The sequence below is a fragment of the Bacillus sp. HMSC036E02 genome (assembly GCF_001836235.1).
Classification (GTDB): Bacteria; Bacillota; Bacilli; order Bacillales; family Bacillaceae_G; genus Bacillus_A; species Bacillus_A cereus.
On record NZ_KV827857.1, the window covers coordinates 187,316 to 200,933 of the forward strand.

Sequence of the window (13,618 nt, forward strand, 5' to 3'; positions counted from 1 at the left end):
TTACTTACGCTTTTTCTTTTTCTTCTTGAATCCTGGTACGTTTTCGAAGAATGCTTTTTTCTTCTTACCGTTACCATCTTTTTTTCCTGGCTGGCTAGCAGAAGCGGATGCGGATGCAGATCCTCTTCCTTTTCCTTTACCACCACGGTCAAATTTTCTACCTGTGCCACGTTCACCGCCGCGCTCATTACTGCGCTCGCTACGTCCACCGCGTTTCTTTCTGCCTGTTCTTGGCTGCTCGATAACGACTGGACGATCTTTGAACTTACGGCGAGGTGTGCCTTTCATGCCAACGATTTCAAAGTCGATTGCACGCTCGTCTTTGTTTACGTTAATAACGCGAATTGTAATTTCGTCACCGATGCGGAATACGTTTCCTGTACGTTCTCCGATCATAGCGAAATGTTGCTCGTCATAACGGTAGTAATCATCCGTTAAGTAGCTAACGTGTACAAGACCTTCAATTGTATTTGGAAGCTCTACGAATAAACCGAAGTTTGTTACAGAGCTAATCATACCGTCATACTCTTCACCGATCTTATCAACCATATACTCTGCTTTTTTCATCTCATCTGTTTCACGCTCTGCTTCAACAGCACGGCGTTCCATATTAGAAGAGTGCTCTGCAATCTCAGGTAATTTTTCACGCCATTTTGCTTGCGTTTCGTTGTCGACTTTACCATTAATAATGTATTCACGAATTAATCTATGAACGATTGTATCTGGGTAACGACGAATTGGTGATGTGAAATGTGTGTAGAACTCAGTTGATAAACCGAAATGTCCTAAACTATCCGCATCGTAACGAGCTTGCTTCATAGAACGAAGCATAACTGTTGAAATAACTACTTCTTCTGGCTGTCCTTGAACCATTTCAAGAATTTGTTGCAGCGCACGAGGGTGCACTTCATTCGCACGTCCTTTTACCGCATATCCGAAGTTCGTTACAAACTCGAAGAAACGCTCAAGCTTATCTTCTTTCGGATCTTCATGGACACGGTACATAAACGGTACGTTCATCCAGTGGAAGTGCTCTGCTACTGTTTCATTCGCAACAAGCATAAATTCTTCAATTAACTTCTCTGAAACAGAACGATCACGCATAACAACATCAGTCGGTTTTCCTTCTTCATCCACTAATACTTTCGCTTCTTTAAAGTCAAAGTCAATTGCACCACGGCGCATACGTTTTTCACGTAAAATTTGTGCCAATTGCCCCATCTCTTTAAACATCGGTACGAGCGGCTCATAACGCTTAATTAACTCTTCGTCCTCATCTTCTAAAATGCTTCTTACGTCAGCATACGTCATACGCTCTGTCGTTTTAATCACACTTTGGAAAATCTCGTGTTTAACAACATCACCTAAATTGTTGATTTCCATTTCACAAGATAACGTCAGACGGTCTACTTTCGGATTTAATGAACAAATACCGTTAGATAGACGATGCGGAATCATCGGGATTACACGGTCAACAAGATATACACTCGTCGCTCTTTCCGCTGCTTCAACATCAATTGGAGAGCCTTCTTGAACGTAATGACTTACATCCGCAATGTGAACGCCTAGCTTGTAGTTACCGTTCTCAAGCTTCGTTACTGTAACAGCATCATCTAAGTCTTTCGCATCTGCACCATCAATCGTTACGATCATTTGATCGCGCAGGTCGCGGCGATCTTTTAAATCTTCTTCTGAAATCGTTTCTGGTACACTGTTTGCATGCTCCATCACTTCCTCAGGGAATGCTAAAGGTAAATGATGTTTATGAATGACAGATAAAATATCTACTCCTGGATCATTTTTATGACCTAGAATTTGAATAACTTCACCTTCTGCACTTAAACGATTCTCTGGATAGCTCGTAATTTTCACAACTACTTTATGACCTTCTACAGCACCCATCGATGCGCTTTTCAAGATAAAGATATCACTCGTCCAGCGCTTATTGTCAGGTATAACGAATCCAAAGTTTTTCGATTCTGTATATGTACCAACTAGTTCTTTCGTTCCACGCTCTAAAATGCGTACAATTGAACCTTCTTGACGCGAACCGCTCGATTGAGAACTAAGGCGTGCTAATACTGTATCGCCATGAAGTGCACCGTTTAATTCTGTAGGCGGGATGAAAAGATCATCGTCTCCTGTTTTCTTCTCGTCTGGTACAACGAATGCAAAACCACGTGCATGTCCAATTAATTTACCGCGTATTAAATTCATCTTTTCAGGAAGACCGTAACGGTTGCTACGTGTACGAATAACAAGTCCCTTCTCTTCCATCGTTACAAGTGCCTTTACAAAATCTTTAAAACCCTCAGAACCTTCAATTCCAAATGCCTCTTCTAACTCTTGTATCGTTAGCGGTTTATACGCTTCTTCTCTCATAAATAATAACAACTTATCAATATGTTCTTGTATGATTTCTTCCAAGCAAAAATACCTCCTTTAAAACCTTATATTATTTAGTGTATCCGAAAGATAGGGGATGTATAAAGTGAAACTTCAATACTCCCCTTATGATTTTTACAGTTTTCACAAAAAATTCCTTATGAAAAAAAGAGGCAACTAGATCTTACCAATCTAGTTGCTCCAAGAAGTTATATACATCCTCATGTAGCTCGTCACGTTGTTTATCAAGTGTAATGACATGCGTAGAGTCTTCATACCATTTAATGTCTTTTAACGTAGATTCTACACCGTTATAAATAATGTTAGCACTATCTGTATTAATCATTTCGTCATGACGTGCTTGTACAACAAATGTTGGCGCATAAATCATATCCACATTGTTACGTACGTCAGCAATTAATTGTTGTAATGCTTTTAATGTATTCATCGGTGTCTTTTGGAATTCCAACATTTCTTGTTCAATTTGTTCAGGTGATTTTTGCTCACGTTTTTTATATTCGCGGGCATATGCCAATATACCTTGGTACATCGTTTCTTCGCTCTTAATATACATCGGTGCACACATTGGTACTACACCTAAAACCGGTACTGTATAACCTAATTTTAAAGAAAATACGCCGCCGAGTGACAATCCAACAACAGCAATTTTCTCAAAACCTTTATCTTTTAAAAGCTGATATGCCTCCGTTACATCTTGCCACCAATCTGTAGGCCCTGTATGAACAAGCTCTTCTGGTGGTACACCGTGCCCTTTATAAATTGGCGCATGACAAGTATAGCCTTTCTTTTCTAAGAAACGCCCTAACATACGTACATCAGCTGAGTTCCCTGTGAATCCATGTAGTAATAAAACAGCGCGGTCTCCACCCTCAAATGTAAATGGTTTCGGAGATGCTAATTTCATCATGTATTTCTCCTCTTTCTCTTCTGTAATCTAGTCGTATTCTTTCTATATCTAGTGTACCATATTTGTATTTCTATAATCTAATTAGAAACATCTTTCAAATAGCAAAACAAAAAAAGAAGAACCATTAGTACCATTCACTAACGCTTCTTCTTTCAATTCTATAAATTGAAGTACGTAACACCAATTGTTAATACAAAGAACAATACAGCTAAAACAATTGTAATACGGTTTAATACCGCTTCAATTCCACGTGCCTTTTGCTTACCAAATAATTGCTCCGCACCGCCTGAAATTGCACCTGAAAGGCCTGAGCTATTACTAGATTGCATAAGTACCATAACAATCATTAAAATCGATACAATAATAAGTAAAACTGATAATAACGTATGCACTTGGCGTACCTCCTACAAAGATTCAGTTATTGTAACTGTAGCATAAATTCTATAGAAAAGCGAGAGCTATAGAGGCGCTCTCGCTTTTCTTCTATTACATAAACATCATCGCAAATAACGGTCCAAGTAAACATGTCAAAATTGCTGTTAATGTCATTGTTACCGATCCAATAACACCTTCATGCTCGTTATTTTTCATCGCTCTCATCACGCCCATAATATGAGAAGCACATCCAAATCCGATACCTTTACCAACTGAGTTTGTAACACGGCTCCATTTTAATAAAAGGGGTCCTGTAATCGTTCCAGTAATACCTGCGATAACAACGAAAGCTGCTGTTAAGGAAGGTACACCACCGACTTGTTCAGAAACACTCATCGCAACTGGCATTGTCACCGATTTTGGTAATGACGATAAGATTAAGCTTTTATCCGTTCCCATAAGTGAAGCAATCGCAAAATCACTAGCGATTGCAACTGTTGTACCTACTAATACCCCGCCAGCAATCGGTACAACATATTTTTGCAGAACATGACGTTGTTTATAAAGAGGAATTGCAAATGCTACAACACCGGGTCCAAGTAGCTTTGCAATCCAGCCACCACCACTTTCCATATAATGTTGATATGGTATATCAAGCACGATAAATAGGAAAGCCATTAATCCAGTTGCTACAAGCATTGGAATGGTGAATGGTGTTGGAAATAATTTATAGATTTTTTTAGATAATTGATATAATAGCACCGTAAAAAGAACCCAACCGATTCCGATTAATATTTGGCTCATCGCGACTCTCTTTCCTTCCTATTCGCAAGATATTGTCCTGTATGTCCTGCGACAATAATAATTAAAAATGTACTCGCTACAACTGTAATGAAAAGAGAAATTCCTTTACTCATAAAAAAAGCACCGTAATTCATTAGGCCAAGCGTTGGCGGAATTAATAAAAACGGCATAATAGCAACGAGTGTTTCTGCTCCTAAATCGAACCATTTCACTGGAAGAACTTTTAGGCTAAGTAAAACAAGTAAGAGGAACATTCCAATCAAACTTCCTGGAATCGGAATATTTAACATTTCTTGCACCCAAGTTCCAACCATATAAAACACGTAAAGAGCAGCAATTTGGACAAGAATCTTTGTAAATTTCATGTTCATCATCCCTCATGTTTATACGATCTTCTGTTAATATCTTTATCATAGTATAAATTGTAAAAAGCTGCAATTTATCAACTTGACAGCAAAAACAGCCTATGTTATACGCTTACAACCTTGATATGACTGCATTTCTAAACGAAAATTACGTCAAAAACCTTGACCTAATATAAAAAGTTTTTATTTTCTGAATTTAAAAGACTATTATTTCAATAAAATAATCTTTTTATCCTTAAACTTACATATATATAAAGTGAAACTTTAATCATTGAGGTTTTCCTCATCCCCATTAATTATTATCCCTCACCAAGCGGATTTGTACCGGATAAACAAGATAGGTGGTGAACATATGCCCAAAAAAGTTCTCATTTTTTGTGATCCTGGGATTGATGATACGATGGCTCTCCTCTTAGCATTCTTTATCGATGAAATAGAAATCGTCGGTATCGTTGCTGATTACGGCAATGTTCCAAAAAAAATGGCCGTAGAAAATGCTCATTTTTTTAATAACGAAACAAAGAATAGAAATATCAAGATATTCGGTGGTTCAGAACGTCCCCTTACAGGTGCCCCACCTGCGTTTTTTACGGATGTACATGGGAAACAGGGGCTCGGTCCAATTATTCCAAAGGTGAATGTGACTAACGGAGAAATGGAGAATTTTTTTGAAGTCATTCCTCTTATTGAACAGTATAAAGATGAATTAATCATTGTAAGTTTAGGAAGACTTACCTCCCTAGCAATTTTATTCATCGTATGTAAACAGTTAATGAAGCAAGTTAAATCTTACTACGTAATGGGCGGTGCCTTTTTACATCCTGGTAATGTTACCCCTATTTCCGAAGCAAACTTTTATGGCGATCCTACTGCTGCTAATATAGTCCTTCAATCTACAGCTAACATGTACATATACCCATTAAACGTTACCCAATATTCCGTCATTACACCAGAAATGGCAGAGTATATTGAAGCAAAAGGAAAAGCCCCACTTCTCAAACCTTTATTCGATCATTATTACTACGGATATTATAAAGACGCCCTACCACATTTAAAAGGCAGCCCTTTCCATGACACAATGCCAATACTCGCTTTATTTGATAACTCTATGTTCACGTATCATAAATCACCTATTGTTGTCATGACAGAATCCTCTGCACAAGGAGCAACCATAGGGGAATTTCGCTCTTTAGTGAACCAGAAGCCATTTATTGATTGGCCGGTTCATCAAATCGCAATTGATTTTGACTATAACCGCTTCTTCAAACATTTCATGTCACTTATGACGGGTGAACAATTTTAGCATAAAAAAACAGACCATGATTTCTCACGGTCTGTCGTTTATTTTCTACAATTATCGTTTGATGTTATAGAAAGATTTGATACCATCGTAAACAGCGATTTCGCCTAGTTCGTCTTCGATGCGTAATAATTGGTTGTACTTAGCAATACGGTCAGTACGGCTCATAGAACCAGTTTTGATTTGGCCAGCGTTAGTTGCAACTGCGATGTCAGCGATTGTAGCATCTTCAGTTTCACCAGAACGGTGAGATACAACTGCTGTGTAACCAGCACGTTTAGCCATTTCGATAGCTTCGAAAGTCTCAGTTAAAGTACCGATTTGGTTAACTTTAATTAAGATTGAGTTAGAGATACCTTTTTCGATACCTTCAGCAAGTTTTTGAGTGTTAGTTACGAATAAATCGTCACCAACTAATTGTACTTTATCACCGATACGCTCAGTTAATAATTTGTGACCATCCCAGTCGTTTTCGTCTAAACCATCTTCGATAGAGATGATTGGGAAGTCTTTGCAAAGCTCTTCATAGAAATCAACCATTTCTGCAGAAGTTAAGCCAGTACGGCCTTCGCCTGCAAGGTCATATTTACCAGTTTCTTTGTTGTAGAACTCAGAAGAAGCAACGTCCATTCCTAAGAATACGTTCTCGCCAGCTTTGTAACCAGCTTTTTCGATAGCTTCGATGATTACTTCTAAAGCTTCACGGTTAGAACCAAGGTTTGGAGCGAATCCACCTTCGTCACCTACTGCAGTGTTAAGACCTTTGTCATGTAATACAGCTTTAAGTGCATGGAATACTTCAGCACCCATACGGATTGATTCTTTGAATGTTGGAGCACCAACTGGTAAGATCATGAACTCTTGGAAGTCAACGTTGTTATCAGCGTGAGAACCACCGTTGATGATGTTCATCATTGGAGTTGGTAATTGTTTTGCATTGAATCCACCAAGGTAACGGTATAATGGAAGACCTACGAAGTCAGCTGCTGCGTGAGCTACTGCCATAGATACACCAAGGATAGCGTTAGCGCCTAGTTTACCTTTGTTTGGAGTGCCATCTAATTCGATCATAGCACGGTCGATACCAGCTTGGTCAGTTACATCGAAACCAGCGATTTCTGGAGCGATAATTTCGTTAACGTTGTTTACTGCGTTAACAACACCTTTACCAAGGTAACGAGATTTGTCACCGTCACGTAATTCTACTGCTTCGTGCTCACCAGTAGATGCACCACTTGGTACGATAGCGCGTCCGAAAGCGCCGCTTTCTGTGTAAACTTCTACTTCTACAGTTGGGTTACCACGAGAGTCAAGGACTTCGCGAGCATAAACATCAATAATTGTTGACATAATAAATTCTCTCCTTTTTATATAAGCAAATTATTTAATAATTGTTTTACCTGTCATTTCTTTCGGTTGTTCCACATTTAAAAGTGTAAGCATTGTTGGAGCGATATCTCCTAAAATACCACCTTCACGAAGCTCTACATCATTTTTTGTAACGATGAAAGGAACCGGGTTAGTTGTATGAGCTGTCATAGGACCGCCATCAGCAGTTAACTCCTGATCAGCATTACCATGGTCAGCAGTAATAAGTGCTACACCATCTTTTGCAAGAATCGCTTCTACAACTTTTCCTAAACATTCGTCAGTTGCTTCTACTGCTTTAATTGTTGGTTCCATCATCCCAGAATGGCCAACCATATCACAGTTCGCAAAGTTAAGAATGATAACATCATGTTTATCATTTTCGATTTCATTTACTAAAGCGTCCGTTACTTCGTAAATGCTCATTTCAGGTTTCAAGTCATACGTTGCAACCTTCGGTGAGTTAATTAAGATACGCTCTTCTCCTGGGAATTCAGCCTCACGACCACCGCTAAAGAAGAATGTAACGTGCGGATACTTTTCAGTTTCCGCGATGCGAAGTTGCTTTAATCCCGCTTGCGCAACAACTTCACCTAAAGTGTTATCAAGGTTCATTGGCTTGAATGCCACGTAACCATCTACAGTTTCACTGAAGTGTGTCATACATACGAATTCTGGAATGTGAGGTACTTTTTCACCACGATCGAACTCACGGAAGTCTTCGTTTGTAAATACACGAGCAATTTGAATTGCACGGTCTGGACGGAAGTTATAGAAGATAACTGCATCATCATCATTGATTGTTGCAACTGGCGTGTTATCTTCGTTAACAATTACAGACGGCAATACGAATTCATCATAGATACCGTTCGCATAAGAGTCTTCTACACACTCTTCTGCTGATTTATAAGTAGGGCCTTCACCATTCACCATAGCACTGTAACATTTTTCTACGCGATCCCAACGCTTGTCACGGTCCATAGAGTAATAACGACCAGAGATAGTCGCGAATTGTCCTACTCCTGTTTCTTTAATTACTTCATTCGTTGCATCGATATAACCTTTTGCTGTTTGTGGTCCAACATCGCGGCCGTCTAAGAAGGCATGGATATAAACTTTCTCCACGCCTTCTTTTGCTGCTAGGCGAAGAAGAGCAAACATATGGTTCATGTGACTGTGCACACCACCGTCAGAAAGTAAACCGAATAAATGAAGTGCAGTACCTTTTTCTTTTACACTTTTAATTGCATTTTGGAAAGTTTCGTTCTTATCGAACTCACCTTCACGAATTGCAACGTTAACGCGTGTTAAGCTTTGATATACTACGCGGCCAGCACCGATATTTAAGTGACCAACCTCAGAGTTACCCATTTGACCTTCTGGAAGACCTACCGCCTCACCACAAGCTGTAAGCGTTGTGTGAGGGAATTTGTTCCAGTAGCCATCAAAATTAGGTTTCTTAGCTTGTGCTACAGCATTCCCGTAAGTTTCTTCACGAAGTCCGAAACCGTCAAGAATGATTAAAGCTGTTGGCTTTCTCATTTTACCGCCCCCAGAAGACCTAAGAACGAAGCAGGCTCTAAGCTAGCACCGCCAACTAAAGCGCCGTCGATGTCAGATTGTGCCATATACTCTTTAATGTTTTCTGGTTTTACGCTACCGCCGTATTGGATACGAACAGCTTCTGCAGCTTCTGGAGAAACAGCTTCTGCAACAACTTTACGGATGTGCGCACATACTTCGTTTGCATCTGCAGAAGAAGAAGATTTACCTGTACCGATAGCCCAGATTGGCTCATAAGCGATAACAGTTGCTTTAACTTGCTCTTCTGTTAAACCTGCAAGTGCTTTTGTCACTTGACCTGCTACTAGATCAAATGTTTTTCCGCTTTCGCGCTCTTCTAAAGTCTCACCACAACATACGATTGGTGTTAAACCATGTTCAAATGCTGCGATAGTCTTTTTGTTTACTGACTCATCTGTTTCAGCAAACATTTCACGACGCTCAGAGTGGCCAAGTACTACATAGCCAACTTTTAAGTCGCTAAGTGCTACTGGGCTAATTTCGCCAGTGAATGCACCATTTTTTTCGAAGTGCATGTTTTGTGCACCTACTTGTAAGTCAGTTCCTTCAGTTGCTGCTACAAGGCGCTCTAAGAATAGAGCTGGAGAGCAAACTACTGCATCAACAGCTGAAGCTGCTGGGATTTGACCTTTAACTTCCTCTACGAAGCTAACTGCTTCAGATAGAGTTTTATTCATTTTCCAGTTACCTGCGATAATTGGTTTACGCATGCTTTGCACCGTCCTTTTTCTTTGGCTGCTACTTATTTGTCGTTAAGACAAACTACACCTGGAAGCTCTTTACCTTCCATGAATTCTAATGACGCACCGCCGCCAGTAGAAATGTGGCTCATTTTATCAGCCATACCGAATTTTTCAACAGCTGCTGCAGAGTCACCACCGCCGATAACAGAGTATGTATCTTCTGCATCTGCTAATGCTTGTCCTACTGCTTTTGTACCTTCTGCGAATGGAGTCATTTCGAATACACCCATTGGTCCATTCCATACAACAAGCTTAGAATTTTTAATTACATCTGCATAAATTTCACGTGTTTTAGGACCGATGTCCACGCCTTCCCAGTTAGAAGGGATAGAGTCGATACCAACGATTTTAGTTGTTGCAGTTTCAGAGAATTCCTCAGTGATTACAACATCAACTGGCATGTAGAAGTTTACGCCTTTTTCTTTTGCAAGTTGCATAAATTCTTTAGCTAGTTCGATCTTGTCGTCTTCACATAGAGATAGACCAATTTCATGACCTAAAGCTTTAACGAATGTGTAAGCAAGTCCACCACCGATGATTAAGTTATCTACTTTGTCTAATAGATGACGAATTACACCGATTTTATCTTTTACTTTCGCACCACCGATGATAGCTGTAAATGGACGTTCTGGGTTAGAAAGTGCTTTACCAAGTACATCTAACTCTTTTTCCATTAATAGACCAGATACTGCTGGTAGGTAGTCTGCGATACCTGCTGTAGAAGCGTGAGCACGGTGAGCTGCACCGAATGCATCGTTTACGAAGATGTCAGCAAGTGCTGCAAATTCTTTCGCAAGTTCTGCATCGTTCTTTTCTTCGCCCGCATAGAAACGTACGTTTTCAAGAACTAATACGTCGCCTTCGTTCATTGCTGCAACCATTTCTTGTGCAACTGGTCCGAATGCTTCGTCCGCTTTTTTAACGTCTTTACCAAGAAGCTCGCCTAAACGTGCTGCTACTGGAGTTAAACGCATTTCTTCTACTACTTGACCTTTTGGACGGCCTAAGTGACTTGCTAAAATAACTTTCGCACCTTGCTCTACTAAATATTGAATTGTAGGAAGAGCTGCACGGATACGAGTTTCATCTGTAATTTTGCCTTCTTTCATAGGTACGTTGAAATCAACGCGGCAAAATACACGCTTACCTTTTAAATCTACGTCACGAATTGATTTTTTGTTCATTGGATTTCCCTCCGACTACTAGTTAGGATTGACAAAACCCACTCAAAAGCTTAACACATTTGCTTTTAAAACGAAAGAAGAGAGAGAGGGAACAAACCCTCTCCCTCGTTTTGTCATTGATAACTTATATAATTAAGAATTAAAGACCTTTTGAAGTCATGTAAGCTGCTAGGTCTACTACGCGGTTAGAGTAACCAGTTTCGTTATCGTACCAAGAAAGTACTTTAACCATGTTACCTTCCATTACCATTGTAGATAATGCATCGATTGTAGAAGAAGCTGTACATCCGTTATAGTCGATAGATACTAATGGCTCTTCGCTGTATCCAAGGATACCTTTTAATTCGCCTTCAGCTGCTGCTTTGAATGCTGCATTTACTTCTTCAACTGTTACTTCTTTGTCAAGTTCAACAACTAAGTCAACTAGAGAAACGTTAGCAGTTGGAACACGTACAGCGCCACCGTTTAATTTACCTTTAAGTTCTGGTAATACTAATGCTACAGCTTTAGCTGCACCAGTAGATGTTGGGATCATGTTTTCAGCTGCTGCACGAGCACGACGTAAATCTTTGTGTGGTAAGTCTAAGATTTGTTGGTCGTTAGTGTAAGAGTGAATTGTTGTCATCATTCCGCGTTTTACGCCGAATTTTTCGTTTAATACTTTAGCGAATGGAGCTAGACAGTTTGTAGTACAAGAAGCGTTAGATACTACGTTGTGGTTAGCTGCATCGTATTGTTCGTGGTTAACACCCATAACTACAGTGATATCTTCATCAGAAGCTGGAGCTGAGATGATAACTTTCTTAACTGATCCACCTAAGTGTTTCTCAGCATCTGATTTTTTAGTGAAACGGCCAGTAGATTCTACTACTACTTCTACTCCGTAGTCGCTCCATGGTAATTGAGCTGGGTCACGCTCAGCGATAACTTTAATTTCTTTACCGTTAACAACGATGCTGTTTTCGTTAGCAGATACTTCTGCATTTAAAGTTCCGTGAACTGTGTCATATTTTAAAAGGTGAGCTAATGTTTTAGCATCTGTTAAGTCGTTGATTGCTACTACTTCTACCTCAGAGTTGTTAAGAGCTGCGCGGAATACGTTACGTCCGATACGTCCAAATCCATTAATACCAATTTTAGTCATTTGAATTTCCTCCTTGGGGGATTATATTAAAGGGTAAAACCCTTTGTTAACTGTTTTGCTGCACCTTCATCTGTAATTAGAATTGAAGTGTGCCCTTGTTTAATTACAGCCTGTATTGCTTTTGCCTTTGAAGAACCTCCAGCGACTGCAACAACATGAGATACATTTTGTAAGTCCTCTAGTTGCATACCAACTGTTCTTACTTTATGAACAACATTTCCTTCTTCATTAAAGTAGTAACCGAAAGCTTCGCCAACTGCTTCGCTTGCCTGAATCTTTAACCAATCTGCTTCTGAAGTACTTCTGCGACGTGCCATTGTTAACGCATCACCTATTCCATGAATGACGATATTGGAAGATCGAATCAACTCAAGAACTTCTTTCACGGAAGGCTCTGTCACAATAGACGCATATGCTTCGCTACTAACATGGTCTGGAACATACAATAAGCGATAATTACTCATCGTATTTTGCGCCATCTTGGCACAAATGGTATTGGCTTCTAATTCAACACCTTCTCCAATTCCACCACGTGCTGGGACAAACAGCATATGTAAATCTTTGCAATCAAGTTGCATCATGTCCGCAGCAGCAGCTAGCGTAGTTCCTCCAGCCACAGCAACGATATTATTCGCTGTCAGACGGTCTTTTATACAAGTCACACAAGCACGGCCCATCTCCAGTTTGACCCAAGGTGATTCATCACTATCACCAGGGACAACGAAAACTTCATCCAAGTCTAATGTTTCCTTAAGTTGCTTTTCTAAAACCTTTAACCCGGAAATTTCTTTCATAAAGTCTTCCAAAGCAAGAACTAAAGCTGTTCCTTCTTCTGTCAAAGTCATTCCAGAAGAAGCGACGTGAACTAAGTTTTGTTCTTTCAAAACTTGAACTTCACTTCGCAATACTCGTTCTGTCATACCGAGACTTGCTGATAAGTTTCTTCTTCCAATCGGCTGCATGAGCCTAATGTATTGAAGAATTTGCATTCTCGTTTGCATAACAGGTAGCAGATCAGGTAATAATTTTTTTGTGTTCTGAATCCATGAGCGCATATCTTTTCTCCTCACTACATCGGTTCATTTTCCCTCGTGGTCACTTTACGTCCCGTAGTGACATTTTGTGTCCCACATAGGTTAAAAAAATAATCCCTGCTACGTGTATTATTGTAACAGGAGATAGAAACTTATTCAACTCTTAACTGCATTCTTTATATAGTTTATTATGACACCTTTGTGAATGTTACCATATTCTACTTGTTTTCCGTCCATTTCTACAACCGGAATCATTAAGTGATATTTTTCTAAAAGGTCATTATCTTCATATATATCTATTTCCTCGATTTGAAAAGAATATTCACATTGTACTTCCTGTAAAACTTGTTTTGCCTTCACGCAAAGGCCACAATCTTTTTTAGTATACAGTACAACTTTCATCT

The 13,618-nt window shown here is 39.6% G+C and carries 13 protein-coding genes; 1 reads left to right on the top strand and 12 read right to left on the bottom strand.

What is annotated here, in order from left to right:
• From rnr to HMPREF2590_RS22140, 5 genes are all read right to left on the bottom strand, one after another.
• Window positions 1-2,427: a ribonuclease R gene (gene rnr, locus HMPREF2590_RS22120; protein ID WP_000391077.1), complete on the bottom strand. Its 2,427-nt coding sequence runs from the start codon at window positions 2,425-2,427 to the stop codon at window positions 1-3.
• Window positions 2,428-2,569: 142 nt separating this feature from the next.
• A complete protein-coding gene (gene estA / locus HMPREF2590_RS22125; RefSeq protein WP_000761986.1) occupies window positions 2,570-3,310 on the bottom strand; it encodes a carboxylesterase in 741 nt (246 codons plus the stop codon).
• Window positions 3,311-3,471: 161 nt separating this feature from the next.
• Entirely contained in the window at window positions 3,472-3,705 is a 234-nt protein-coding gene (secG, locus tag HMPREF2590_RS22130) for a preprotein translocase subunit SecG (RefSeq protein WP_000557264.1), read from the bottom strand.
• A gap of 94 nt (window positions 3,706-3,799) precedes the next feature.
• Window positions 3,800-4,492, bottom strand: a complete 693-nt coding sequence (locus HMPREF2590_RS22135) for an LrgB family protein (RefSeq protein ID WP_000078304.1) — start codon at window positions 4,490-4,492, stop codon at window positions 3,800-3,802.
• On the bottom strand, window positions 4,489-4,857 hold the full coding sequence (locus HMPREF2590_RS22140; RefSeq protein ID WP_000673222.1) for a CidA/LrgA family holin-like protein: 369 nt from the start codon (window positions 4,855-4,857) through the stop codon (window positions 4,489-4,491). The genes HMPREF2590_RS22135 and HMPREF2590_RS22140 overlap by 4 nt, the downstream gene beginning before the upstream one ends.
• A gap of 352 nt (window positions 4,858-5,209) precedes the next feature.
• Between HMPREF2590_RS22140 and HMPREF2590_RS22145 the strand changes: the two genes are divergently transcribed.
• Complete coding sequence (locus HMPREF2590_RS22145) at window positions 5,210-6,160, top strand: nucleoside hydrolase (RefSeq protein WP_001125054.1); 951 nt, start codon at window positions 5,210-5,212, stop codon at window positions 6,158-6,160.
• Window positions 6,161-6,211: 51 nt separating this feature from the next.
• Here the strand turns inward: HMPREF2590_RS22145 and eno are convergent, their stop codons facing one another.
• The 7 genes from eno to HMPREF2590_RS22180 all read right to left on the bottom strand — a co-directional run bounded on the left by eno (window position 6,212) and on the right by HMPREF2590_RS22180 (window position 13,616).
• The gene (gene eno, locus HMPREF2590_RS22150) at window positions 6,212-7,507 is read right to left on the bottom strand and encodes a phosphopyruvate hydratase (protein ID WP_000103951.1); all 1,296 of its coding nucleotides are present in this window, start codon (window positions 7,505-7,507) and stop codon (window positions 6,212-6,214) included.
• Window positions 7,508-7,537: 30 nt separating this feature from the next.
• Window positions 7,538-9,067 (bottom strand): 2,3-bisphosphoglycerate-independent phosphoglycerate mutase, encoded by a 1,530-nt coding sequence (gpmI, locus tag HMPREF2590_RS22155; protein WP_001231158.1) that lies wholly within the window; start codon window positions 9,065-9,067, stop codon window positions 7,538-7,540.
• Window positions 9,064-9,819, bottom strand: coding sequence for a triose-phosphate isomerase (gene tpiA, locus HMPREF2590_RS22160; RefSeq protein ID WP_001231038.1), 756 nt, complete (start codon window positions 9,817-9,819; stop codon window positions 9,064-9,066). The genes gpmI and tpiA overlap by 4 nt, the downstream gene beginning before the upstream one ends.
• Window positions 9,820-9,851: 32 nt before the next feature.
• Window positions 9,852-11,036, bottom strand: a complete 1,185-nt coding sequence (locus HMPREF2590_RS22165) for a phosphoglycerate kinase (protein ID WP_001036350.1) — start codon at window positions 11,034-11,036, stop codon at window positions 9,852-9,854.
• A 139-nt stretch (window positions 11,037-11,175) separates the two neighbouring features.
• Entirely contained in the window at window positions 11,176-12,180 is a 1,005-nt protein-coding gene (gap, locus tag HMPREF2590_RS22170) for a type I glyceraldehyde-3-phosphate dehydrogenase (protein WP_000161236.1), read from the bottom strand.
• Window positions 12,181-12,206: 26 nt separating this feature from the next.
• Complete coding sequence (gene cggR, locus HMPREF2590_RS22175) at window positions 12,207-13,235, bottom strand: gapA transcriptional regulator CggR (protein WP_001258185.1); 1,029 nt, start codon at window positions 13,233-13,235, stop codon at window positions 12,207-12,209.
• Between the two features lie 135 nt (window positions 13,236-13,370).
• Window positions 13,371-13,616 (bottom strand): glutaredoxin family protein, encoded by a 246-nt coding sequence (locus HMPREF2590_RS22180; RefSeq protein ID WP_000869730.1) that lies wholly within the window; start codon window positions 13,614-13,616, stop codon window positions 13,371-13,373.
• Window positions 13,617-13,618 lie beyond the last annotated feature (2 nt).

What these genes read in the sequence shown, in the direction of transcription:
- estA (WP_000761986.1), bottom strand. Translation starts at nt 3,310, where the DNA reads ATGAAATTAGCATCTCCGAAACCATTTACATTTGAGGGTGGAGACCGC.
- HMPREF2590_RS22135 (WP_000078304.1), bottom strand. Translation starts at nt 4,492, where the DNA reads ATGAGCCAAATATTAATCGGAATCGGTTGGGTTCTTTTTACGGTGCTA.
- HMPREF2590_RS22140 (WP_000673222.1), bottom strand. Translation starts at nt 4,857, where the DNA reads ATGAAATTTACAAAGATTCTTGTCCAAATTGCTGCTCTTTACGTGTTT.
- HMPREF2590_RS22145 (WP_001125054.1), top strand. Translation starts at nt 5,210, where the DNA reads ATGCCCAAAAAAGTTCTCATTTTTTGTGATCCTGGGATTGATGATACG.
- eno (WP_000103951.1), bottom strand. Translation starts at nt 7,507, where the DNA reads ATGTCAACAATTATTGATGTTTATGCTCGCGAAGTCCTTGACTCTCGT.
- gpmI (WP_001231158.1), bottom strand. Translation starts at nt 9,067, where the DNA reads ATGAGAAAGCCAACAGCTTTAATCATTCTTGACGGTTTCGGACTTCGT.
- tpiA (WP_001231038.1), bottom strand. Translation starts at nt 9,819, where the DNA reads ATGCGTAAACCAATTATCGCAGGTAACTGGAAAATGAATAAAACTCTA.
- HMPREF2590_RS22165 (WP_001036350.1), bottom strand. Translation starts at nt 11,036, where the DNA reads ATGAACAAAAAATCAATTCGTGACGTAGATTTAAAAGGTAAGCGTGTA.
- gap (WP_000161236.1), bottom strand. Translation starts at nt 12,180, where the DNA reads ATGACTAAAATTGGTATTAATGGATTTGGACGTATCGGACGTAACGTA.
- cggR (WP_001258185.1), bottom strand. Translation starts at nt 13,235, where the DNA reads ATGCGCTCATGGATTCAGAACACAAAAAAATTATTACCTGATCTGCTA.
- HMPREF2590_RS22180 (WP_000869730.1), bottom strand. Translation starts at nt 13,616, where the DNA reads ATGAAAGTTGTACTGTATACTAAAAAAGATTGTGGCCTTTGCGTGAAG.